This window comes from Mesorhizobium sp. M0048, assembly GCF_040323405.1.
Classification (GTDB): domain Bacteria; phylum Pseudomonadota; class Alphaproteobacteria; order Rhizobiales; family Rhizobiaceae; genus Mesorhizobium.
Map to the genome: position 1 here is coordinate 80,057 of NZ_JAMYUV010000002.1, position 21,211 is coordinate 101,267.

The window sequence follows — 21,211 nt, forward strand, 5'->3', positions numbered from 1 at the left end:
TTGTTACGCGGCCCCGTTGACGAAGGCCATGTCGGCGGCCGTCAGTTCGACATCGCGCAACACCCGCATCACCGGAAAGTCCTCCGTCTCCGTCGCCGTTACGGCCAGCTCGATGGTCACGTCGAAGCGCTGCCTGAACGCATCGACGATCTCGTCGACGATGATCTCCGGCGCCGAGGCGCCCGCCGACAGGCCGAGCGTCGAAATGCCGGCAATCTCATTCCACGGAATTTCGGAGGCGCGCTGCACGAGAAGCGACATCGAGGCGCCGGCGCGCTCGGCCACTTCGACCAGGCGCCGCGAGTTGGAGGAGTTAGGTGCGCCGACAACGAGGAAGAGATCGGCGCCGGCCGCTGTTTCCTTGACCGCTTCCTGGCGATTGGTGGTGGCATAACAGATCGATTCCGCCGCCGGCGCGTGCAGCTCGGGAAAACGCTGCTGCAGGGCGCGAATGATACCGGCGGTGTCCTCGACCGACAGCGTCGTCTGGGTCACGAAGCCGAGCGCCTGCGGGTCTGCAGGCACGAAGCTTGCGGCGTCGGCTTCGGTCTCGATCAGAGTGACCGCGCCATCCGGCAACTGGCCCATTGTGCCGATCACCTCGGGATGCCCGGCATGGCCGATCAAAAGCACGTGGCGGCCAAGCCGCTGATGGCGCATTGCCTGCTTGTGGACTTTCGAAACCAGCGGGCAAGTCGCGTCGAGATAGAAGAGGTTGCGCGACTGGGCGTCGGCCGGCACCGATTTCGGCACGCCATGCGCCGAAAAGACGACCGGGCTCTGGCGATGCTCGGGCGGGATTTCGGAGAGCTCCTCGATGAACACCGCGCCGAGGCTTTGCAGCCCTTCGACGACGTAGCGGTTGTGCACGATCTCGTGGCGGACATAGACCGGCGCGCCGTATTTCTTCAGCGCCAGCACGACGATCTGGATGGCACGGTCGACGCCGGCACAGAAACCGCGCGGCTGGCAAAGCCGGATGGTCAGCGGTGGCTTTGTGTGAAGCATGATTGCATCTTACGCTGATTGTAGGCCGGTTGATCGGACTGTGACTTCTGAGCTCTAGGCGCGAAATGAGGTGCGCGGCCCTGCCCTGTCAAGGGTAGTGGCGGCGATCATTGGTCTTTCGCCGGGCGGCGGAGCCAGGAGATAAGGACACCGGCAAGGGCGGCGGCAAGGCCGTACCAGGTTATCGCATATTGCAGATGGCTGTTCGGCAGGTCGATGACGGTGACGCCGCCGACCGGCAGCCCGCCGGGGTTGGGCGTGGCGTTCGCATCGATGAAGATCGGCACCAGCGCCGCACCTGCCGGCAGGCCGGCGCTCGAGGCCATCGCATCACGATCCTTCCAGTAGAAGATGTTCTTCTGCGGATCATTGTCGGGAAGCATCATCGAGGGCCTGGCCGGCAGCGGGTTGCGGGCGAGCCCCGTCACCGTCACTTCGCCCGTTACCTGCCCCTGCGGCCGCTTGGCTGGGTCCTTGAAATCGTAAGGCACGAAGCCGCGGTTGATCAGTACGAAACGGCCATCGTCGAGTTGCAGCGGCGTGAAGACATCGAAACCGGACTGGCCTTCCCAGGTGGCGAGGAAATGCCGCTCGCCTTGATGCAGGAAAGTGCCGGTCACCGTTACCGGCGTGTAGTCCACGTCGCGGGTGGCAGCAAACCGCTTTTCGACCTCGGCCAATGGCACAGGCGCCGAATGCGTGCGCTGGTCTATCGTCTGGAGAAGGCCCTCTTTCCAGTGCAGGCGCTGAACCTGCCAGGTGCCGAGCGCCAGCAGGATCAAAAACACGATGATACCCAGGCCGAGTGCCAATGCGCGCTTGGGCCGCGACCGGCCGGCCACCAAACCTGATGCCTCGCTCATTCGCCGCGGTCCAGCCGGCCCTCGGCCGCCTTGTTGCGGTATTGCAGCGTCAGCAGCACGCCCTTGATCAGCCGGAGCGCCGCCAGGCAAAGCACCAGCGTCAGCGGAATCCACAGCAGCAGATGCAGCCAGAGCGGCGGATTGAGCGTCACCTCCGTCCACAACGCCAGGCCGACGACGATGAAGCCGATGATCAGGATAACGAACACCGCCGGCCCGTCGCCGGCATCGGCGAAGGAATAATCGAGGCCGCAATTGGTGCAGCGATTGCCGACCGTGAGGAATCCAGAAAACAGCTTGCCCTCGCCGCAGCGCGGGCAGCGGCCATGCAGGCCGGCCGGGATCGGATCGATTGGTGGCCAGATCGCCTTGTCGTCGCTCATCGGATCATCCTAGGAGCATTTGCCGCAAAAGATAAGGCGGCCACGTCGCCGCAGCCGCCTTGTCGATTTCCTCAGGTCGATCTCAATGCGGTTCGATCATCGCGCCGTTCGATGCCCAGACGTAGATCGAGGCAAACAGGAACAGCCACACCACGTCGACGAAGTGCCAGTACCAGGCGGCGGCCTCGAAGCCGAAATGCTGCTTGGGCGTGAAGTCGCCCTTCATGGCGCGGATCAGGCAGACCAACAGGAAGATCGTGCCGATGATGACGTGGAAGCCGTGGAAGCCGGTCGCCATGAAGAAGGTGGCGCCGTAGATCGAATCCCTGAAGCCGAACGGCGCGTGCATGTACTCGTAGGCCTGCACCATGGTGAACAGCATGCCGAGGCCGACGGTCAGCACCAAGCCATTGATCAGGCCTTTGCGGTCGCCGTGGATGAGCGAGTGATGCGCCCATGTCACCGTGGTGCCCGACAGAAGCAGGATGACGGTGTTGTAGAGCGGCAGGTGGAAGGGGTCGAGAACTTCGATGCCCTTGGGCGGCCAGACGCCGCCGGTGAAGGCGGTGCGGGCGTATTGATGGACCTCGCCCGGAAACAGGCTGGCGTCGAAGAAGGCCCAAAACCAGGCGACGAAGAACATCACCTCGGAGGCAATGAACATGATCATGCCGTAGCGCAGATGCAGCGACACGACGCGGGTGTGGCGACCCTCATGCGCCTCCTTGATGGTGTCGGACCACCAGGCGAACATCGTGTAGATGACGATCAAAAGGCCGATGAAGAACAGCCACGGATTGGCAATGTTGAAACCGAAGATCGGGAAATCGCCGCCCTTGAGATACTGCATGTAACAGACGCCGCCGATCGCGGTCACCAGCGCCCCGACGGAGCCCAGAAAAGGCCACGGGCTCGGGTCGACGAGATGATAGTCATGCTGTGGTTTTGCGTGTGCGTCTGCCATATCAACCCCCGAGGCTTGCTTCGGTATCTGAAATCTTGTTGCGGCGGCCGTCGGCCGGCACCGATGATGCGACCGGCTTGGTCTTGTCGACCGGGAACATCGTGTAGGACAGGGTAATCGTCCTCAAATCCTTCAATTCCGGCGCGTTGACGATGTCGGGATCGACATAGAACACGACCGGCATGTCCAGCGTCTCGCCCGGCTTCAACGTCGTGTCGGTGAAGCAGAAACACTCGACCTTGTTGAAGTAAGGTCCGGCCAGTTCCGGCTGCACGTTGAAGGTGGCGCGTCCGGTGATGGGCCGGCTGAATTTGTTCGTCGCGCTGAAATGCGCCTCGGCGGTCTCGCCGATCTTGATGGTGATCGAGCGGTCGACCGGCTGGAATTGCCAGGGAACGCCGGCGGTGTTGGCATCAAAGCGGATGGTGATGTCGCGGTCGAGCACCCGATCGGCATATTGCTGGGTCGCCCGTTTGACGGTGCCGCCGTAGCCTGTCGCCTGGCAGAACATCGCATAGAGCGGCACCGCGGCGTAGGCCATGCCGATCATGCCGCCGAAGAACGCGATGCAGACGGCAGCGACGACGCGGTTCGTATTCTTCTTCGTAGGATCGGTGACTGTTTGCCTGGTCATCGTCAGCTCACATCGAGCCAGGGAAACTGTGGCCAAATTTCACGATGGTCGCGACGTAGAATATGACGACCAGCGCCGCCAGCGCCAAACCGATTGCGGCCGAGCGATTGCGGCGCGCCTTCTGCTGACGTTCGGTCAGTGTGACCAGTTCAAGCTGCTTTTCGGCCATGCTCATGCTCCGCCGATGGTCAGCGCGCGCGCGACGACGCAATCGCCAAGGTAGGTGGCGAAGATAGCGAAGAGATAAAGCAGCGAATAGCCGAACAAGGCCTTGGCCGGCTTCATCGCCCTGTCGTCATCGGCCATTTGCAGCACCTTCCACGCATACCAGACGAAGCCGGCGCCGAGCAGCAATGCAACGATGCCATAGGCCGGCGTGGTGAAGCCAAGAACCCATGGCAGCACGCCAACTGGCGCGAGGACCAGCGCATAGGCAAAGGTCTGGCGCCTGGTCGCGGGATGGCCGGCGACATTCGGCATCATCGGAATGCCTGCCTTGGCGTAGTCCTCCGACTTGAACAGCGCGAGCGCCCAGAAATGCGGTGGCGTCCACAGGAAGATGATCAGGAACAGCACCAAGCTTTCGAGGCTGACCGATCCGGTTACCGCCGCCCAGCCGATGACCGGCGGAATGGCGCCGGCAGCACCGCCGATGACGATGTTCTGCGGCGTCCGGCGCTTCAGCCACATCGTATAGATGACAGCATAGAAAAAGATGGTGAAGGCCAGAAGCGATGCGGCCAACCAGTTGACCAGCACGCCGAGCGTCATCACCGACAGAACCGAAAGCACCAGCCCGAAACTCAATGCCTCGCCTGGCCGGATGCGGCCGGCCGGCACGGGACGGCCGGCGGTGCGCGTCATCACCGCATCGATGTCTGCGTCGTACCACATGTTGAGCGCACCGGACGCGCCAGCACCAATGGCAATAGCCAGGATCGCGATCACCGCCAGCAGCGGATTGATGGTCACCGGAGCGGCGACCATGCCGACAAACGCGGTGAACACCACCAGCGACATGACGCGCGGCTTCAGCAGGGCGAAGAAATCGCCCGCCGTCGCTTCCGACATGCGGAAGCCTGGCTCGTCAATCAGTCTGTCTTCGGCAAGGGCCATGCGTACTTAAAGTCCATCATTCCGTTGGCCAAAACCGCCGGTCGGCCGGCGGTTCCGTATTAAAGGAGGCAACCGCCTACTTGATCTTCGGCAACTGTTCCCACTGGTGGAACGGCGGCGGCGAAGGCAGCTGCCATTCCAGCGTGGTCGCACCCTCGCCCCAAGGATTGGCGCCGGCGACACGCTTCTTCTGGAACGCCTCGAAGACGCCGAACAGGAAAATGACGACGCCGACAGCCGAGATGTACGAGCCGTAGGACGACACCATATTCCAGCCGGCGAAGGCATCCGGATAGTCGATATAGCGACGCGGCATACCGGAAAGGCCGAGGAAGTGCTGCGGGAAAAAAACCAGGTTGACGCCGACGAAAGTGACCCAGAAGTGGGTGTTGGCGATCACCGGCGAATACATGTAGCCGGTCATTTTCGGGAACCAGTAGTACCAGCCGGCGAAGATGGCGAAGACCGCGCCCAGCGACAGCACGTAGTGGAAGTGCGCGACCACGAAATAGGTGTCGTGCAGCGGGCGGTCGAGGCCGGCATTGGCCAGCTGCACGCCGGTGACGCCGCCAACAGTGAACAGGAAGATGAAGCCGATCGCCCACAGCATCGGCGTCTTGAGCGAAATCGACCCGCCCCACATAGTGGCGATCCACGAGAAGATCTTCACACCCGTCGGCACCGCGATGACCATGGTGGCAAAGACGAAATAGCGCTGTGTGTCGAGTGACAGGCCCGTCGTGTACATGTGGTGGGCCCAGACGATGAAGCCCACTGCGCCGATGGCAACCATCGCATAGGCCATGCCTAGATAACCGAACACTGGCTTCCTCGAAAAGGTCGAGATGATGTGGCTGATGATGCCGAAACCCGGGAGGATCAGAATGTAGACCTCCGGATGGCCGAAGAACCAGAACAGGTGCTGGAACAGGATCGGATCGCCGCCGCCGTCCGGGGCGAAGAAGGTGGTGCCGAAATTGCGGTCGGTCAACAGCATGGTGATGCCGCCGGCCAACACTGGAAGCGACAGAAGCAGCAGGAAGGCGGTGATCAACACCGACCAGGCGAACAGCGGCATCTTGTGCATGGTCATGCCGGGCGCGCGCATGTTGAAGATGGTGGTGATGAAGTTGATGGCGCCAAGAATCGAGGAGGCGCCGGCGATGTGGATTGAAAGGATCGCCAGGTCCATGGCCGGTCCGGGCTGGCCCGATGTCGATAGCGGCGGATAAAGCGTCCAGCCGCCGCCGACGCCGTAGGCGCCGGGCGCACTCGGGACGAAGGCGGAGATAATCAGCAGGATGAAAGCCGGCGGCAGCAGCCAGAACGAGACGTTGTTCATGCGCGGGAAGGCCATGTCCGGCGCGCCGATCATGATCGGCACCATCCAGTTGGCAAAACCGCCTATCAGCGCCGGCATCACCATGAAGAAGATCATGATCAGCGCATGCGCCGTGGTGAAAGCATTGTACATGCTCTTGCCGCCGTCGATAGCGGCGTCACCATTCATGCCGTAGACCATCTGCGCCAGGCCAGTGAATATCTGGATGCCCGGCTCCTGCAATTCCATGCGCATGACGACCGACAAGGCGCCACCGATGCAGCCCGCCATGATCGCGAAGATCAGATAAAGCGTGCCAATGTCCTTGTGGTTGGTCGAATACACCCACCGGACCCAGCCATGATACGGCTTGTGGTCGTGGTCGTCGTGAACTGCAGCGTCTGCCATGATCGGCTCCGTTCCCTGAATCTTTTCTGGTCGCGGCATCAGTTGCCGGCGGCCGCTACCTTGTTCGTGCCATCGACCTCGGCCATCAGCGCCTTGTTGGCGCCGGGAAGGTCGGTCTTGGCTGCCGCCAGCCAGGTCTTGTATTGCGCATCGGAGACGACGCGAATAGCGATCGGCATGAAGGCGTGGTCCTTGCCGCAGAGTTCGGAACACTGGCCATAATAGAGGCCTTCCTTGTCGGCCTTGAACCACACCTCGTTGATGCGGCCCGGCACCGCATCGGTCTTGATGCCGAAGGACGGCATGGCAAACGCGTGAATGACGTCGGTCGCCGTCACCAGCACCCGGGTCATGGTGTTGACCGGCACCACCATCTCATTGTCGACGGCGAGCAGGCGCGGATACGCGGCGCGATCTTCCTTGCCGGCAGCAGCCCTGTCGGCATCCTGAAGGATCGCGGAATTGAAGGAAAGCGTATTGTCGACCTGGTATTCGTAGTCCCAGTTCCACTGATTTCCGGTCGCCTTGACGGTCAGCTTGGCTTCTTCCGGCGGCGTGTACTGCGCGGTCAGCAGCTGGAACGAGGGAATGGCGAGACAGAGCAGGATCACGACGGGACCGACAGTCCAGATGACCTCGATCAGCGTGTTGTGGCTGGTGCGCGACGGGGTCGGGTTGACGCTCGCCCGGAACCGCAAAATGCAGTAGGCGATCAGGAAAAGCACCAAGGCGGTGATCACAATGATGAACGCGAACGAGTAGTTCCCGAACCACTCGATCTGCCTCATAATGTCGGTCGCCGCAGGCTGAAAACTGGTTTCCCAAGGCTGGGGCTGGGCTGCACGAGCCGATGCAGCGGCAAACAACGTGGCGGCGGCACTAGCTACGATTTTGGCGGTTGCCAGGAATTTTCTCATCGCCCTCGTTATCTCCCAGTTCCTCGCGATCGGACCGCAAGAATGTCGAACAATGCCGGGACGGGAATCCCGGACAATTCAAGGCTGGTTCAAACCATACTCTATTTGCCTCCGCAAGAAAGGAGCGCCGGAACCCGTGCGGCATTTTTGCGCGCAAGCGCGGCGCTGGCTTCGTGCGGTGATGGCTCGCCGCGAATCACCAGAGCGGCATCCGAGTAGAATGAGCCGCGCGGCGCGCGGAACCGTCGCAATTAGGGCGAAATTGGCACTGAAAAGCGCATTGTCGCCTGTGTCGGGGCAGATCGCCGGGGTCTCGTCCTTTACTTGGGTTTAGTGCGGCTTAAAGTGCCGTGATTCGCAATGGAGCCGTCATGAACCCTTGGCTTTCGAGAACCTTGGCGAAGGTCATCCTTGTTGCCGCCGCAATAGCCTTGCCCGGCGCCGGCCTGGCCAATGCCGCGCAGCCAAGCGGCACGGTGAAGTCGACGCATGGGGCGTGGTCGATCATCTGCGATACGCCGGCCGGTGCTACGTCCGAACAATGCGTGATGATGCAGAACGTCGTCGCCGAGGACCGCCCGGAAATGGGTCTTTCCGTCGTCGTGCTGCGTACAGCCGACAATAAGGCCGAAATCCTTCGCGTGCTGGCGCCGCTCGGCGTGCTGTTGCCCAACGGGCTCGGCCTCAATGTCGACGGCAAGGATATCGGCCGCGCCTATTTCGTGCGCTGTTTCCAGGACGGCTGCTACGCCGAGGTCATCCTGGAAAAGCCGCTGCTCGACACGCTGAAGACCGGTACGTCCGCCACCTTCATCGTCTTCCAGACGCCGGAGGAGGGCATCGGCATTCCCGTCGACCTCAAGGGTTTCGCCGACGGCTTTGCCGCCCTGCCTTGAGGCTGCACGTTGACGCTGAAACTGCTCGATGCGGACGACTTCGAGATATTCAGGCGAATTCGCCTGGAGGCTTTGCGCGCTGCGCCCGAAGCCTTCGCCAGCAGCGCAGCGGAATGGGAGCAACTTCCCGACGAGGAATGGCGGCGGCGCCTGACGAACAACCTGGTTGTCGTCAGCTTTCGGAGCGGGGAACCTGTCGGCATAATGGGCCTGATGCGCCAGCCGGCCAGCAAGATGGCGCACCGCGCGACGATCGTCATGGTCTATTTGCGCGGCAGCGAGCGTGGCGGCGGATACGCCGTCAAGATGCTCAATCTGCTGCTCGATCACGCCCGAGCATTGGGCATAAGGCAGGTCGAGCTGGCTGTAAGTGCTGAAAATCCAGCGGCCATACGATTCTATCAACGAGAAGGTTTTCACGAAGTAGGCTGCATACCGGCCGGCTTTCTTCATGAAGGCAGGGAGATCGACGAAATCATGATGGCACGCCGCTTGACTTAGGTCGTGGTGTTCCACCGTGAAGTTGCCGAACGGCGCCCAGGCGCCTACATGCCGTAAATCACTTCTCAAGAGGCCAGCGCCATGAACAGCCTGATCGGCCAATTCGACATTTCCGACGATCGCATCAAGCAGATCGTCGCCGAGACTATAAACGGCGCCGACGACGGTGAACTGTTTCTCGAATACAGCGAAAGCGAAGCGCTGATGTTCGACAATGGCAAGCTGAAGACCGCCAATTTCAACACCGACCAGGGTTTTGGCCTGCGCGCAGTCGCCGGCGAGGCCAGCGGCTACGCCCATTCCAGTGATCTCTCCGAAGCCTCGCTGCTGCGCGCCGCCGACGCGGTTTCGACGGTGAAGAGCGGCTATTCCGGCAGGCTTGCTGCGGCTCCCGCCCGCACCAACCGCCATCTCTACGGTGACGGAAACCCTATCCCCTCGCCTTCCTTCGAGACCAAGGCCAAGCTGCTTCAGGAAATCGATGCCTGGCTGCGATCGGAGGACCCGCGCGTCCGGCAGGTGACGGCGTCGCTCGCCGCCTCTTGGCAGCATGTCGAGATCGTGCGCGCTGATGGCCAGATGGTCCGCGACATCCGCCCGCTGGTCAGGATCAACGTGTCGGTGGTGGTCGGCGACGGTGACCGCCAGGAGAGCGGCTCCTACGGCATGGGCGGGCGCAAGGATTTTGGCGAGTTCCTGATCGAGGACAGCTGGAAGCATGCGGCCAAGGAGGCGCTGCGGCAAGCACTGGTCAATCTCGAAGCGGTTCCCGCGCCTGCCGGCACTTTCGACATCGTGCTGTCGAGCGGCTGGCCGGGCGTCATGCTGCACGAGGCCGTCGGCCACGGGCTGGAAGGCGATTTCAACCGCAAGAAGACGTCTGCCTTCGCCGGCCTGCTTGGCCAGCAGGTGGCGGCGAAAGGCGTCACCGTCGTCGACGACGGCACCATTCCCGAACGGCGTGGTTCGCTGACCGTCGACGATGAAGGCACGCCTTCTGCCCACAACGTGTTGATCGACGATGGCAAGCTGGTCGGTTACATGCAGGACCGCCAGAACGCGCGTCTGATGGGCATGAAAGCCACCGGCAACGGGCGGCGCCAAGGTTACGCACACGAGCCGATGCCGCGCATGACCAACACCTACATGACCGCAGGCGACATGGAGCCGGAGGAAATCATTGCCTCGGTCAAGAACGGCATCTATGCCGTGTCGTTCGGCGGCGGCCAGGTCGACATCACTTCGGGCAAGTTCGTGTTCGGTTGCACCGAGGCCTACATGATCGAGAACGGCAAGGTAACGCAGCCGATCAAGGGCGCCATGCTGATCGGCAACGGGCCGGATGCCATGCATCGTGTGGCGATGATCGGTAACGACATGACGCTCGACACCGGCATCGGCATGTGCGGCAAGGCCGGACAGGGCGTGCCGGTCGGCGTCGGCCAGCCGCATCTCAGGATGAACCAGATGACGGTCGGCGGCACCAGGGTTTGATGCGGCCGGCGGTCCGGCATCGCTGTTTCGAACACCCTGTCCGTCCTGTCGTCCCATTGAGCTATTCGAGCCTTGAATTGGGCGCGATCTTCACTTATCTTACGTTCGTCTTACATCCAGAGGAGCGCCATCATGGCTGCCGCGGAAAAGCTCGTGACCACCGTCTCGACCAAGGGACAGGTCATCCTGCCCAGTTCGATCCGGAAACGGAGAGAATGGGACGCCGGCACACGCCTTCTGGTCGAAGATACCCCGGAGGGAGTGCTACTGAAGCCTGCGCCAGTCTTCGCCGAGACGCGGCCAGAGGACGTGTTTGGATCGCTGCGCTATAGCGGCAGACCGAAGACGTTGGAAGAAATGGACGCGGGCGTGCTCGCCGAAGCGCGGCGGCGCCATGCTCGCGATTGATACCAACCTGATCGTCCGCTACCTGACGGACGATCACCCGACTCAGTCTTCCCGCGCCCGCGCGTTGATCGATAGCCAGCCAGTCTTTGTCGCCGTCACGGTAATGCTGGAGGTCGAGTGGGTGTTGCGCAGCGCCTACGGTTTGGCACCGCTCGAAATCGCCCGCACGCTACGGGCGTTTAGCGGGCTCCCTACGGTAGAGGTGGAAGACGGGACGGTCGTGTCGTCCGCGCTCGACCTCTCGGAAAGGGGATTGGATTTCGCTGATGCGCTGCATCTGGGCAAATCTGCTCACTGCGTTGGCTTCGCGACTTTTGATCGTAAGTTCGTCACGGCAGCGCAGGCGGCTGGATATGACGGCGTGCAAGAAGCATAGCAGTTTATGGCCACCCAGCCTGGCATGAAGGCGACCGTTCAGGCATAGATACCGGAACGAGCGGCCTGCAGGTAAGCGAGAACCTTATCCGTCTTGCCTTCGCGAACCAGATCATAGGCGGTCTTTCCCACCCAGCCGGGATCGGCTGATGTTTGAACCAGATCGCTGCACGCACTTGATCGCCGGTCATCTCGCCGGCCGTCGCCAGAATACGAATGATGGGGCTCAATGCGGCGTCGACCTTGCGCGCTCCGGTCTTAGCGGCAAACGTGTCGCGGGCGATGCCGCTCAGGCCCGCCAGTTCCCGAGCAGTTCAGCCATCCGCTTCGACGAGAGAAACGGCGTCCGCTCCTCGCCGCAGCGCGATGCCGAAATATCAAAGGCTTTGGCCCATTATAAATTTCCTAGAATATTTGACCGGCGTACGCTCAAATGCGCTTTTTTAGTGCGCATTTCACGCCCGATAAATGCTGCTAGCGCCTTCTCTTGGGCTTCTCCAGCAATGCCACTGCCTCGACATGTGGCGACCACAGGAACTGGTCGATCGGGGTTACGCTCTTCAGGGCGTAACCGCCATCGAGGAGGATGCGAAGATCCCGCGCCAGCGTTGCCGGATTGCAGGACACCGCGGCGACCAGCGGCACGTCGGAGCGCGCGATCTGCTTCGACTGGTCCTCGGCGCCGGCGCGGGGCGGGTCGAAGACTACGCCGTCAAAGGCATTCAACTCCTTGAATGTGAGCGGCCTCCGGAACAGGTCGCGACGTTCGCCGGTCACCCGCTTCAGGCCGCTGGCGAAACGGAATGCCCGGTCGAGCGCCGCGAGTGCTGCCGCATCGCCTTCCACCGCGTGAACCTCCGATCTTGCGGCCAGGCGCAGCGCGAAGCTGCCGCAGCCGGCGAAGAGATCGGCGACCTTTTTGGCGCGCGCGAAATGCTGGCCGACAATGTTGGCCATCGCCTGTTCGGCAGCCTCGGTTGCCTGCAGGAAAGCGCCCGGAGGCACTGCGACGGCGACGCCATCAAACAGGACGACCGGTTTCTTTGGTTCGATAATGATCTCGCCGTCGATCGACAGCCTGGCTAGCCCCTCGGCCACGACGAAGTTGGACGCGACGCGGCGCTGGTTCTCGCCGAGCTTGCCGGAATCGTGAACCGCGACATCGAGGCCGGAACCGGTCACCGTCACCGCCATGTGGAACGATTTGGTCGTGGCGCAGATCAGTCCGGCAAGCATCCTCAAACGGTCGAGCGCAGCGACGATCTGCGGCAGCGAGATGGGGCATTCCTCGATCGAAATGATCTCGGATGACAGCGCGCGAACGAAACCGAACTGCATTCCCGCCTCGCTCCGCCGGGCGGTGAAGACGACGCGGCGGCGCGTGTGCGGCGCGCACGGCACCGGCGCGCCGACATCGCAAGCGATGCCCTTGCTCTTCAGCGCATGCACGACCTTTTCGCGCTTCCACCGGTGGTAGGCTTCAGTCTCGAGATGCTGGACGGCGCAGCCGCCGCATGCGCCGAAATGCCGGCACGGCGGATCGACCCGCAACGGCGAAGCCTCAAGGACCGACATCAAGGTGGCGCGATCTTTCTCCCGCGCGGCGGTGACGACCTCTCCCGGCAGCGCGAACGGAATGAAAACCTCGCCGGTTTCCGTCTCGGCGATGCCGTCGCCCTGCGAGCCCAACCTTGCGATCGTGAAACGGGTGCTCATCGCTTCTGGGTCTCGACGTCCTTGATGCCGCCGAGTAGGAACTCGCGGTTGCCGTCGCCGCCTTCTATCGGCGACAGATGCAGCCCCAGCGAGCGCCAGCCGGGAATGGCATCGAGCCAGTCCTGCATCAGGCCGGCAATGCGCGCCGCATCATAGGGGTCCTTCAACAGGCCGCCCTTGCCGATCGCCTCGCGGCCGGCCTCGAACTGCGGCTTGACCAGAAACACAGCCTTTGCGCCGTTCCCGGCCAAGGCAAGCGCCGGCGGCAGCGCCAGTTTCAGCGAGATGAAGCTGACGTCCGAGACGATGAAATCCGGCACACGGCCGCCGAGATCGGCTGCCGACAGTTCGCGCGCATTCAGGCCTTCAATTACCGTCACGCGCGGATCGCCGGCAACATCGGAGTGCATCTGGCCGTGCCCGACATCGATCGCCGTGACATGCGCCGCGCCGCGTTCGAGCAGCACCTGCGTGAAGCCGCCGGTCGAGGCGCCGACATCGAGGGCTTCGCTGCCGGTGGGGTCGAGGCCGAAATGGTCGAGACCAGCCTTCAGCTTCAGTGCGGCGCGCGACACGTAACCTTGCGCCGGATCGTCAACGACGATGTTGCACTCAGGCAGAACGGCCTGGCTTGGCTTGCGGGCGACGATGCCATCGACCGTCACGGTGCCGCGCGCCACGGCATCGCGGGCACGCGAGCGGCTGGCAAACAGGCCGCGGTGGACGAGCAATTCGTCGAGCCTCTGGCGTATGCTGGCTGGCGGAAGGGAAGTCATCGGCCTTCATGGCGAATGCCAACGATGATGGCAAGGATATTGGCGATGAGACAAGGCATGGCTGGAAAAGCGGTGAACGCATCAAGCCGCTCCGCTACCAGTCGAACCTCGCGCCAGGCGCGACGCAATGCTAAGAACGAGATGCCGTTTTGTGGTCGAAACGCGGAGGAGGAAATGCTGACGGGAACCTGCCACTGCGGTGCCGCCCGCTGGACCCTGGAGGGCGATCCCGGTTCGGTCACTGCCTGCAACTGCACACTTTGCCGCCGCTACGGCACGCTCTGGGCTTACGACTATATCGACGAACGCATCCGCCTTGCCGGGCCCGTAAGCGCCTATAGTCGCGTCGGAAAGGCTCATCCTTCACTTGAGATTCTCTTCTGTCCAACGTGCGCTTGCGTCCTGGCCTGGCGCGGTTTGCGTCCCGATGCGGCTGGGCGCTACCGCATCGCCGTCAATGTGAGGCTTGCGCCGCCCGAGGCCGTCGCCGATCTCCCGATCGACCATTTCGATGGTCTCGATACATTCGAGGATTTGCCGAGAGATGGTCGCTGCGTGCGGGATATGTGGTTCTAGTTTCTAGAGTCTCTTCGGGATCATGCTTTAGAATATCTTCCGCGAAACCCGCCGTTCGACGGCCGGCGTCAGACCGTCGCTGCTGTCGCCGGACACCTGCGTGCGCGGCCGGAAACCAGCAGCGTAAACAGCACGTTACGACTGTTCGCCGGCAATTTGATTCAAGCAGTTGAGATTTTGATTCAGACCGGCATCTTGCAGCCAAGTTGAATCGCTTCGGCGTCGCGGGACATGCGTCTAAAAACTAGGCGCGCTGGGCCTGCGCGGTATGCCCCAACGCCACGAACACAGTGCGCACGATGCCGGCGCTGTCCAGCCCGGCATCGGCATACATCTTTTCCGGCTTGGCATGGTCGACGAAGGCGTCGGGCAGCACGAGCGGGCGCACCTTCAAGCCGCTCTCCAGCAGCCCTTCATGGGCCAGGAACTGCAGCACATGGCTGGCGAAGCCGCCGACCGCGCCCTCTTCCACCGTCACCAGGATCTCGTGCGAACGGGCCAGCCGCCGGATCAGGTCCTCGTCGAGCGGCTTGGCAAAACGGGCATCGGCGACCGTGGTCGAAAGCCCGGCCGCGCCAAGCTCCTCGGCCGCGGCAAGGCAATCCTGCAGCCTGGTGCCGAAGGAAAGCAGCGCAACCTTGGTGCCTTCCCTGACGATCCGGCCCTTGCCGATCTCCAATACCGAGCCTCGTTGCGGCATCTCGACGCCAACGCCGTTGCCGCGCGGGTAGCGGAAGGCGATCGGGCCGTCATCGAAGCTTGCAGCGGTGCGTACCATGTGGCGCAGCTCGGCCTCATCGGCCGCGGCCATGACGACGAAACCGGGCAGCGTCGCCAGGAAGGTCGTGTCGAAGGCGCCGCAATGGGTGGCACCATCGGCGCCGACGAAGCCGGCGCGGTCGATCGGAAAGCGCACCGGCAATTTCTGGATCGCCACGTCGTGGACGACCTGGTCGTAGGCGCGCTGGAGAAAGGTCGAGTAGATCGCGGCGAAAGGCTTGAAGCCTTCCGTGGCAAGGCCGGCGGCGAAGGTAACCGCATGCTGCTCGGCGATGCCGACATCGAAGGTCCTCGCCGGAAACGCTTCGCCGAACAGGTCAAGCCCGGTGCCGTTCGGCATGGCGGCGGTGATGGCGACGATGCGGTCGTCCTCTCGGGCCTCCTGGATCAGACTTTCGGCAAACACCTTCGTATAGCTCGGCGCATTGGCGGGCGCCTTGGCCTGGGCGCCGGTGATGACGTCGAATTTGTTGACGCCATGATATTTGTCGGCCGCGGCCTCGGCCGGGGCGTAGCCCTTGCCCTTCTGGGTCACGACATGGATCAGCACCGGGCCGTCGGCATTGTCGCGGACGTTCTTCAGCACCGGGATCAGGTGCTCGAGGTTGTGACCGTCGATCGGACCGATGTGGTAGAAACCCATCTCCTCGAACAGCGTGCCGCCGGTGACGTAACCGCGCGCGTGCTCGACCGCGCGCTTGATGGCGCGATCGGCGCGCTCGCCAAGATAGGACGTCAGCTTCTTGCCGAAATCGCGCAACCCAAGATAGGTCTTGCCTGAGGCGAGCCGCGCCAGATAGGCGCTCATCGCACCGGTCGGCGGGGCGATCGACATGTCGTTGTCGTTCAAGATGACGATCAGCCGGGCATCGAGTGCGCCGGCATTGTTCATCGCCTCGTAGGCCATGCCGGCCGACATGGCGCCGTCGCCGATGACGGCAATGACATTGTTGCGGCCATCGGACAGATCGCGCGCCATCGCCATGCCGAGGCCGGCTGAAATCGAGGTTGAGGAGTGGGCTGCGCCAAACGGATCGTATTCGCTCTCGACGCGACGCGTGAAGCCGGACAGGCCGCCCTCCTGCCGCAGCGTGCGGATGCGGTCGCGGCGGCCGGTCAGGATCTTGTGCGGATAGGCCTGGTGGCCGACGTCCCAGATCAGCCGGTCGTCCGGCGTGTTGAAGACGTAGTGCAGCGCGACAGTCAGTTCGACCACGCCGAGGCCGGCGCCGAGATGGCCGCCGGTGTGGGAAACGACGTCGATCAGTTCGGCGCGAAGCTCTGACGCCAGCTGCGGCAGGTCGGCTTCGGCAAGCGTGCGCAAATCGGCTGGGACGCGGACCTTGTCGAGAAGCGGCGTATCGGGCTTTGCGTTCACTGTTTGCGAGCCTGGTCAGATTTTCTGTTCATCGTGAAATATGCCGCTGGCCGGCGAATGTAAATGTGGCGGTAACGCGCATCAGCTTTCGGGCAGCGGGATGAACTCTTGCTCGTCTCCAGGAACGATATCGAAGCGGCCCGTCTTCCATTCTTCTTTCGCCTGCTCGATGCGTTCCTTTGAGGACGATACGAAATTCCACCAGATATAACGTTTCGAACCGAGCGAAGCGCCGCCAAACAGCATGAAATGGGCGCCGCCCTCCGATGAAACAACGATCTCATCGCCGGGCCGGAAAACCAGCAGCCGCTCGGCCGGGAAGCGGTCACCGGATATCGAAACCTCGCCTGCCAGCGTATAGATGGCGCGCTCCTCGGCGTCGGCCGGGATCTTCACGCTGGCACCCGGCGCCAACCTGAGATCGGCATAGAGCGTGTCCGAAGCGGTGGCGACCGGGGAGCGCAGCCCGGACAATGCACCGATGACGATACGGCCGCTGACACCCTCTGCATCGATTTCGGGCAGGCGCAGGGCCGCGGTGTTTTCGAAGACCGGCGCGACCTCTTCCTTGCCGTCCGGCAGCGCCAGCCATGTCTGCAGGCCGGAAACCGACATCGGCAAGCCGCGCAGTTCTTCCGGCGTGCGCTCCGAATGGACGATGCCGCGGCCGGCGGTCATCAAATTCACGTCGCCGGGCTGGATCACCATCTCGGTGCCGAGCGAATCGCGGTGCCTGATCTTGCCGTCGAACAGGTAAGTCACCGTCGACAGGCCGATATGCGGATGCGGGCGCACGTCGAGCGCCTGGCCGGCCCGCAGAACGGCTGGACCCATGCGGTCGAAGAAGATGAAGGGTCCGACCAGCCGGCGCCTGGCCGTCGGCAAGGCGCGGCGAACCTGAAATCCGCCGATGTCCTTGGCATTCGGAATGACCATCAGTTCGATCTGATCGCTGGCGAAGGCATCGCCCATCTGCGGATCGTTTCCGGGAAAGAAGCTCACGCGGTCCCCTCAGGCGAAGCGAAGTGCAGATTTGGCCTTCGCCTTGGCCGCCACCTCTTCGCGATTGCGCGGATGCTGCGTCGTCTCGAGGCTGTCGAGCAATTCACGCGCCGAGGCGGCAATGGCCTCGACGGCATGGTCGAACGCATGCTGGTTCTGTTTCGACGGCCGTGTCGTTCCGCTCAGCTTGCGGACAAACTGAAGTGCGGCATCGCGGACCTCGTCATTGGTTGCCGGCGGATCGAAATTGAACAGGGTTTTGATGTTTCTGCACATCGTTCGCAATCTCCTCTCGTCCTGGAGCCGTTTCAAACGGGATGAGTTTTACCCTCAATCGTGATGATGTCCAAAGCCGGTAAGCACAATCGTCGTTCGAGGCCGCGCCTCAGTCCGCATCCAGCGGCTCTGTCCCCACCGGCTTGCCGTCACGCGACAGCCTGATTTTCTCGACCTTGTCCTCGGCCGCTTTCAGCAGCCGGTCGCAATGCGCCTTCAGCGCCTCGCCGCGCTCGTAAATGCGGATCGACTGGTCGAGCGGCACGTCGCCGCGCTCCAGATCGTCGACGATCCGTTCCAGCGCCTCGAGCGCCTGCTCGAAGCTCATCGCCTTGACGTCCTCGTTGGTCTCACCAGCCATCATCTATCCCTTCATCAGCCGCCCGACATGGGCGGCGACCGAAAATGCCAATCCCTGCAGATCGTAGCCGCCCTCGAGAACGCTGACGAGCCGGTTGCGGCTATGGCGCCCGGCTCGTTCGAGCAACTGGCCGGTCGCCCAGTCGAAATCATCCTCGGTCAGGTTGATCTCGGCCAGCGGATCGCGGTGGTGGGCGTCGAAACCGGCGGAGATGATGATGAGATCGGGCGCAAAATTGTCGAGCGCCGGCAGGATGCGTGACAGAAAGGCGTCACGGAAAACATCGCTGCCGCTCTGCGGCGCCAGCGGCGCGTTGACGATGTTGCCGGCGCCGGTTTCGCTCGCGGCGCCGGTTCCCGGGTAAAGCGGCATCTGGTGTGTCGAGCAATAGAGCACCGACGGATCGTCCCAGAAGATGTCCTGCGTGCCGTTGCCGTGATGCACATCCCAGTCGACGACGGCGACACGGCCGGCGCCATGGTTCTTCTGCGCGTAGCGTGCCGCGATCGCCGCGGTGTTGAACAGGCAAAAACCCATGGAGGTGGTCTTTTCGGCATGATGGCCGGGCGGCCGTGCGGCGACGAAGACGTTCTCGGCACGGCCGGTGAAGACGTCATCGACCGCGGCGTTGGCAGCTCCGATCGCGGTCACGGCAGCCTGCCAGCTCTTCGGGCTGGCGGTGGTATCGGCGTCGATACGGGCGATGCCGGTGTCCGGTATCGCTGCACGGACACGTTCGACGAATTCGGGCGGATGCGCGTAGAGAATGGTTGCCTCGTCGCCTTCAGGCGCCTGGACGCGATCGAGCGCCGCGAAGGCCTCGTCGTCAAGCACACGCTCTATGGCGCGCAGACGGTCCGGCCGCTCCGGATGACCGGGCGGTGTTATGTGCTCGAGGAAAATCGGATGCGTGTAAAGTCTCGTGACCATGCCCCGATATAGGCGCGCCTTACCGCTTTGGCCATGTTTTCGCGCGCTGGTGACGCGATGTTCAACAGGGTTTAGGCAACCGGCGTCGGCCGAGCCCACCGCGAGCCGCCTGGGATTGGCGAAAAGATGATCTCAGGCCGGTGATCGGTCAACCTCGGGCTGCATCGCTGACGGTCGATCAGGTTGATGCAGCCTGCCGGTGCGATTGAGCAGCCCCTCCAGAAGAACCTTGAACGCCTTCACTGCCTTCTTCGACGTCGCTTCGGGATCGTTCGAATTTGCGATCCACTGCGCCGCATGCAGCGAGGCGCCGCTGACCAGCCTTGCCGCGGCTTCGGGATCGACGGCGAGAATTGTCCCCTCGTCGCTCAGTCTTTGCAGGCTCTCTGTCATCGAGCGGATGCATGTGCTCTGGCTTGGCCATTGCGATGGATCGCCGAGCACCGCCGGCCCGTCGCGAAGCACGATACGCTGGATCTCCGGCTCCAGCGCCATCTCGATATAGGCGGTGCATTCGTCGACAAAGCCCTGCCAGAGATTGTCCGGCTTGGCCGAAACGACCTTCAGCCGGGCTGCCATTTCGGCGTCGATCTCGGCGATAACCGCCTGGAGCAGGCCCTTCTTGTCGCCGAAGTGATGATAGAGCGCACCGCGCGTCAGCCCGGCCGATGCCGTGAAGTTATCCATCGAGGCTTCGGCATAGCCGAGCGTGCCGAAGGCCTGGCGCGCCGCGGCAATCAGTTTGGCGCGGGTCTCGGCAATCATCTCCTTGCGTGGTTTGTGCATGCACTGGCCCTATTAACATACGCTTCGCATGCCAATTGACATACGCCACGTATGATCTATTTAAACTCATACGCTACGTATGTAATCGCCGAACCGGCCGTTGTCGAGGAGCCAGACCATGCAAAATCCCTATTCCCAGATCTTTCGCGCGCCGGGCGCCAAGGGCTTTGCTGCCGCCGGGTTCGTTGCCCGGCTGCCGATGGCCATGGCTCCGATCGGGATCGTCGCAATGCTGTCGCAGACCGATGGCCAATACTGGCTGGCCGGTGCCGTTTCCGCGACATATGCGCTGGCCAACGCTTTCGTCGCCCCGCAGGTATCGCGACTGGTGGACCGCCTCGGCCAGACGCGGATTGTGGTGCCGACCACCATGATTTCCGCGCTCGCCTTCGCGATCCTGATTGCAGCGACCAATCAGCATTGGCCGATATGGACGCTATTCGTCTCGGCGCTGCTCGCCGCCGTCATGCCCAGCATCCCGGCAATGGTGCGCGCACGCTGGACCGAAATCTTCCGCAACCGCCCCGAGTTGAACACGGCGTTCGCCTTCGAGTCGGCGGCGGACGAACTGGTCTACATCGCCGGCGCATCGCTGTCGGTCGGACTGAGTGTCGCGCTTTTCCCGGAAGCGGGAGTGCTCGCGAGCACATTGTTCCTGGCCTTCGGTTCGACGGCCTTCATCCTGCAGCGCTCGACCGAACCGCGAGCGCGACCGGTGGAACACGGTTCGGGCGGCTCGGCAATCCGCCTGCGGCCGGTCCAGATCATCACCTTGGCCCTGATCTTCATCGGCGCGACCTTCGCCACCACGGAGGTGAGCACCGTGGCGATCACCAAGGAGCTTGGCCAGCCGGGCGCCGCCAGCTTCGTCATCGGCGTCTACGCGCTCGGATCGTTCGTCGTCGGCATCGTCATCGGCGCCCTGAACCTGAAAGTGCCGCTGCAGATTCAGCTTGCCATCGCAATCGCCATCATTGCGCTCACCACGCTGCCGCTGCTCGTCGCCGACACCGTGCCGCTGCTGGCACTGGCCGTCTTCGTCAGCGGCGTGGCAATCTCGCCGACCTTCATCACGGCATTCGGCCTGATCGAGCGGCGCGTGCCGGAGGCGGTGCTGACCGAGGGCGTGACCTGGGTGATGACCGGCATCGGCATCGGCATGGCGCTCGGCTCCTTCGCCGCCGGCTGGGTGGTGGACGCTTTCGGCGCGCAGAACGGGTTCTGGGTATCGGTGGCATCGGGCACAATCGCTTTGGCCATCGTGCTCGCCGGCCAGCGCAGCCTTGCCGCGCCGAACTGCGACATGGCGGCATGCGACGCAGCCGCGGTCGCTGCGGAATAG

The 21,211-nt window shown here is 62.9% G+C and carries 25 protein-coding genes and 1 pseudogene; 8 read left to right on the forward strand and 18 right to left on the reverse strand.

Translation table 11 applies throughout. The annotated features are described in order from the left end of the window. Positions 1-3: 3 nt before the first annotated feature. The 9 genes from ispH to coxB all read right to left on the reverse strand — a co-directional run bounded on the left by ispH (position 4) and on the right by coxB (position 7,614). The gene (gene ispH, locus NKJ84_RS02585) at positions 4-1,008 is read right to left on the reverse strand and encodes a 4-hydroxy-3-methylbut-2-enyl diphosphate reductase (protein ID WP_254818458.1); all 1,005 of its coding nucleotides are present in this window, start codon (positions 1,006-1,008) and stop codon (positions 4-6) included. 107 nt (positions 1,009-1,115) lie between these two features. After that, positions 1,116-1,871, reverse strand: a complete 756-nt coding sequence (locus NKJ84_RS02590; protein WP_352505212.1) for an SURF1 family protein — start codon at positions 1,869-1,871, stop codon at positions 1,116-1,118. Further along, a complete protein-coding gene (locus NKJ84_RS02595) occupies positions 1,868-2,254 on the reverse strand; it encodes a DUF983 domain-containing protein (protein ID WP_352505213.1) in 387 nt (128 codons plus the stop codon). The genes NKJ84_RS02590 and NKJ84_RS02595 overlap by 4 nt, the downstream gene beginning before the upstream one ends. A gap of 82 nt (positions 2,255-2,336) precedes the next feature. Beyond that, positions 2,337-3,218 (reverse strand): cytochrome c oxidase subunit 3, encoded by an 882-nt coding sequence (locus NKJ84_RS02600; RefSeq protein ID WP_254818455.1) that lies wholly within the window; start codon positions 3,216-3,218, stop codon positions 2,337-2,339. 1 nt (position 3,219) lies between these two features. Further along, positions 3,220-3,852: a cytochrome c oxidase assembly protein gene (locus NKJ84_RS02605; protein WP_352476673.1), complete on the reverse strand. Its 633-nt coding sequence runs from the start codon at positions 3,850-3,852 to the stop codon at positions 3,220-3,222. Positions 3,853-3,859: 7 nt separating this feature from the next. After that, a complete protein-coding gene (locus tag NKJ84_RS02610) occupies positions 3,860-4,027 on the reverse strand; it encodes a cytochrome c oxidase system small membrane protein (protein WP_502900450.1) in 168 nt (55 codons plus the stop codon). Continuing rightward, positions 4,024-4,968: a heme o synthase gene (locus tag NKJ84_RS02615; protein ID WP_352505214.1), complete on the reverse strand. Its 945-nt coding sequence runs from the start codon at positions 4,966-4,968 to the stop codon at positions 4,024-4,026. The genes NKJ84_RS02610 and NKJ84_RS02615 overlap by 4 nt, the downstream gene beginning before the upstream one ends. A 76-nt stretch (positions 4,969-5,044) precedes the next feature. After that, positions 5,045-6,697 (reverse strand): cytochrome c oxidase subunit I, encoded by a 1,653-nt coding sequence (gene ctaD, locus NKJ84_RS02620; protein ID WP_352476671.1) that lies wholly within the window; start codon positions 6,695-6,697, stop codon positions 5,045-5,047. 38 nt (positions 6,698-6,735) lie between these two features. Next, positions 6,736-7,614: a cytochrome c oxidase subunit II gene (coxB, locus tag NKJ84_RS02625; RefSeq protein ID WP_254818655.1), complete on the reverse strand. Its 879-nt coding sequence runs from the start codon at positions 7,612-7,614 to the stop codon at positions 6,736-6,738. A gap of 371 nt (positions 7,615-7,985) precedes the next feature. Here coxB and NKJ84_RS02630 point away from each other — a divergent pair, with 371 nt between their 5' ends. The 5 genes from NKJ84_RS02630 to NKJ84_RS02650 all read left to right on the forward strand — a co-directional run bounded on the left by NKJ84_RS02630 (position 7,986) and on the right by NKJ84_RS02650 (position 11,289). After that, on the forward strand, positions 7,986-8,510 hold the full coding sequence (locus NKJ84_RS02630) for an invasion associated locus B family protein (protein ID WP_254818452.1): 525 nt from the start codon (positions 7,986-7,988) through the stop codon (positions 8,508-8,510). Between the two features lie 9 nt (positions 8,511-8,519). Further along, positions 8,520-9,011 carry a GNAT family N-acetyltransferase gene (locus NKJ84_RS02635; RefSeq protein WP_352505215.1) on the forward strand — a complete coding sequence of 164 codons (492 nt, stop codon included), beginning with the start codon at positions 8,520-8,522 and terminating at the stop codon, positions 9,009-9,011. 81 nt (positions 9,012-9,092) lie between these two features. Next, complete coding sequence (gene tldD, locus NKJ84_RS02640; protein WP_352505216.1) at positions 9,093-10,505, forward strand: metalloprotease TldD; 1,413 nt, start codon at positions 9,093-9,095, stop codon at positions 10,503-10,505. A gap of 132 nt (positions 10,506-10,637) precedes the next feature. Then, positions 10,638-10,913, forward strand: a complete 276-nt coding sequence (locus NKJ84_RS02645; protein WP_254818449.1) for an AbrB/MazE/SpoVT family DNA-binding domain-containing protein — start codon at positions 10,638-10,640, stop codon at positions 10,911-10,913. Continuing rightward, positions 10,900-11,289 (forward strand): type II toxin-antitoxin system VapC family toxin, encoded by a 390-nt coding sequence (locus NKJ84_RS02650; protein ID WP_352505217.1) that lies wholly within the window; start codon positions 10,900-10,902, stop codon positions 11,287-11,289. The genes NKJ84_RS02645 and NKJ84_RS02650 overlap by 14 nt, the downstream gene beginning before the upstream one ends. Before the next feature lie 38 nt (positions 11,290-11,327). Here NKJ84_RS02650 and NKJ84_RS02655 read toward each other — a convergent pair. The 3 genes and pseudogenes from NKJ84_RS02655 to NKJ84_RS02665 form a co-directional block, all read right to left on the reverse strand. Beyond that, positions 11,328-11,664 (reverse strand): annotated as a pseudogene (locus NKJ84_RS02655) (antitoxin Xre/MbcA/ParS toxin-binding domain-containing protein). Between the two features lie 98 nt (positions 11,665-11,762). Beyond that, positions 11,763-13,004, reverse strand: coding sequence for a class I SAM-dependent RNA methyltransferase (locus NKJ84_RS02660; protein ID WP_352505218.1), 1,242 nt, complete (start codon positions 13,002-13,004; stop codon positions 11,763-11,765). Next, on the reverse strand, positions 13,001-13,780 hold the full coding sequence (locus NKJ84_RS02665) for a TlyA family RNA methyltransferase (protein WP_352505219.1): 780 nt from the start codon (positions 13,778-13,780) through the stop codon (positions 13,001-13,003). The genes NKJ84_RS02660 and NKJ84_RS02665 overlap by 4 nt, the downstream gene beginning before the upstream one ends. 8 nt (positions 13,781-13,788) lie before the next feature. On the opposite strand from NKJ84_RS02665, the gene NKJ84_RS02670 reads away from it, so the two are divergent. Further along, the gene (locus tag NKJ84_RS02670) at positions 13,789-13,914 is read left to right on the forward strand and encodes a hypothetical protein (RefSeq protein WP_352505220.1); all 126 of its coding nucleotides are present in this window, start codon (positions 13,789-13,791) and stop codon (positions 13,912-13,914) included. A gap of 40 nt (positions 13,915-13,954) precedes the next feature. Beyond that, complete coding sequence (locus NKJ84_RS02675; RefSeq protein WP_352505221.1) at positions 13,955-14,356, forward strand: GFA family protein; 402 nt, start codon at positions 13,955-13,957, stop codon at positions 14,354-14,356. Between the two features lie 244 nt (positions 14,357-14,600). On the opposite strand, the gene dxs is transcribed toward NKJ84_RS02675, so the two are convergent. From dxs to NKJ84_RS02705, 6 genes are all read right to left on the reverse strand, one after another. Next, positions 14,601-16,514, reverse strand: a complete 1,914-nt coding sequence (gene dxs, locus NKJ84_RS02680) for a 1-deoxy-D-xylulose-5-phosphate synthase (protein ID WP_352476664.1) — start codon at positions 16,512-16,514, stop codon at positions 14,601-14,603. Between the two features lie 81 nt (positions 16,515-16,595). Beyond that, positions 16,596-17,516 carry a pirin family protein gene (locus NKJ84_RS02685; protein ID WP_352505222.1) on the reverse strand — a complete coding sequence of 307 codons (921 nt, stop codon included), beginning with the start codon at positions 17,514-17,516 and terminating at the stop codon, positions 16,596-16,598. Positions 17,517-17,525: 9 nt separating this feature from the next. Next, positions 17,526-17,792 carry a DUF2277 domain-containing protein gene (locus tag NKJ84_RS02690; protein WP_023716908.1) on the reverse strand — a complete coding sequence of 89 codons (267 nt, stop codon included), beginning with the start codon at positions 17,790-17,792 and terminating at the stop codon, positions 17,526-17,528. A 109-nt stretch (positions 17,793-17,901) separates the two neighbouring features. After that, positions 17,902-18,153, reverse strand: a complete 252-nt coding sequence (locus NKJ84_RS02695; protein WP_031211056.1) for an exodeoxyribonuclease VII small subunit — start codon at positions 18,151-18,153, stop codon at positions 17,902-17,904. A 3-nt stretch (positions 18,154-18,156) separates the two neighbouring features. After that, positions 18,157-19,083: a histone deacetylase family protein gene (locus tag NKJ84_RS02700; RefSeq protein WP_352476662.1), complete on the reverse strand. Its 927-nt coding sequence runs from the start codon at positions 19,081-19,083 to the stop codon at positions 18,157-18,159. Between the two features lie 132 nt (positions 19,084-19,215). After that, positions 19,216-19,869, reverse strand: a complete 654-nt coding sequence (locus tag NKJ84_RS02705) for a TetR/AcrR family transcriptional regulator (RefSeq protein ID WP_352505223.1) — start codon at positions 19,867-19,869, stop codon at positions 19,216-19,218. A 118-nt stretch (positions 19,870-19,987) separates the two neighbouring features. On the opposite strand from NKJ84_RS02705, the gene NKJ84_RS02710 reads away from it, so the two are divergent. Beyond that, the gene (locus NKJ84_RS02710) at positions 19,988-21,211 is read left to right on the forward strand and encodes an MFS transporter (protein ID WP_352505224.1); all 1,224 of its coding nucleotides are present in this window, start codon (positions 19,988-19,990) and stop codon (positions 21,209-21,211) included.

Bases quoted from the DNA above. Each gene is read 5' to 3' on its own strand.
- ispH (WP_254818458.1), bottom strand. From the start codon at position 1,008: ATGCTTCACACAAAGCCACCGCTGACCATCCGGCTTTGCCAGCCGCGC.
- NKJ84_RS02590 (WP_352505212.1), bottom strand. From the start codon at position 1,871: ATGAGCGAGGCATCAGGTTTGGTGGCCGGCCGGTCGCGGCCCAAGCGC.
- NKJ84_RS02595 (WP_352505213.1), bottom strand. From the start codon at position 2,254: ATGAGCGACGACAAGGCGATCTGGCCACCAATCGATCCGATCCCGGCC.
- NKJ84_RS02600 (WP_254818455.1), bottom strand. From the start codon at position 3,218: ATGGCAGACGCACACGCAAAACCACAGCATGACTATCATCTCGTCGAC.
- NKJ84_RS02605 (WP_352476673.1), bottom strand. From the start codon at position 3,852: ATGACCAGGCAAACAGTCACCGATCCTACGAAGAAGAATACGAACCGC.
- NKJ84_RS02610 (WP_502900450.1), bottom strand. From the start codon at position 4,027: ATGAGCATGGCCGAAAAGCAGCTTGAACTGGTCACACTGACCGAACGT.
- NKJ84_RS02615 (WP_352505214.1), bottom strand. From the start codon at position 4,968: ATGGCCCTTGCCGAAGACAGACTGATTGACGAGCCAGGCTTCCGCATG.
- ctaD (WP_352476671.1), bottom strand. From the start codon at position 6,697: ATGGCAGACGCTGCAGTTCACGACGACCACGACCACAAGCCGTATCAT.
- coxB (WP_254818655.1), bottom strand. From the start codon at position 7,614: ATGAGAAAATTCCTGGCAACCGCCAAAATCGTAGCTAGTGCCGCCGCC.
- NKJ84_RS02630 (WP_254818452.1), top strand. From the start codon at position 7,986: ATGAACCCTTGGCTTTCGAGAACCTTGGCGAAGGTCATCCTTGTTGCC.
- tldD (WP_352505216.1), top strand. From the start codon at position 9,093: ATGAACAGCCTGATCGGCCAATTCGACATTTCCGACGATCGCATCAAG.
- NKJ84_RS02645 (WP_254818449.1), top strand. From the start codon at position 10,638: ATGGCTGCCGCGGAAAAGCTCGTGACCACCGTCTCGACCAAGGGACAG.
- NKJ84_RS02650 (WP_352505217.1), top strand. From the start codon at position 10,900: ATGCTCGCGATTGATACCAACCTGATCGTCCGCTACCTGACGGACGAT.
- NKJ84_RS02660 (WP_352505218.1), bottom strand. From the start codon at position 13,004: ATGAGCACCCGTTTCACGATCGCAAGGTTGGGCTCGCAGGGCGACGGC.
- NKJ84_RS02665 (WP_352505219.1), bottom strand. From the start codon at position 13,780: ATGACTTCCCTTCCGCCAGCCAGCATACGCCAGAGGCTCGACGAATTG.
- NKJ84_RS02670 (WP_352505220.1), top strand. From the start codon at position 13,789: ATGGCGAATGCCAACGATGATGGCAAGGATATTGGCGATGAGACAAGG.
- NKJ84_RS02675 (WP_352505221.1), top strand. From the start codon at position 13,955: ATGCTGACGGGAACCTGCCACTGCGGTGCCGCCCGCTGGACCCTGGAG.
- NKJ84_RS02690 (WP_023716908.1), bottom strand. From the start codon at position 17,792: ATGTGCAGAAACATCAAAACCCTGTTCAATTTCGATCCGCCGGCAACC.
- NKJ84_RS02695 (WP_031211056.1), bottom strand. From the start codon at position 18,153: ATGGCTGGTGAGACCAACGAGGACGTCAAGGCGATGAGCTTCGAGCAG.
- NKJ84_RS02700 (WP_352476662.1), bottom strand. From the start codon at position 19,083: ATGGTCACGAGACTTTACACGCATCCGATTTTCCTCGAGCACATAACA.
- NKJ84_RS02705 (WP_352505223.1), bottom strand. From the start codon at position 19,869: ATGCACAAACCACGCAAGGAGATGATTGCCGAGACCCGCGCCAAACTG.
- NKJ84_RS02710 (WP_352505224.1), top strand. From the start codon at position 19,988: ATGCAAAATCCCTATTCCCAGATCTTTCGCGCGCCGGGCGCCAAGGGC.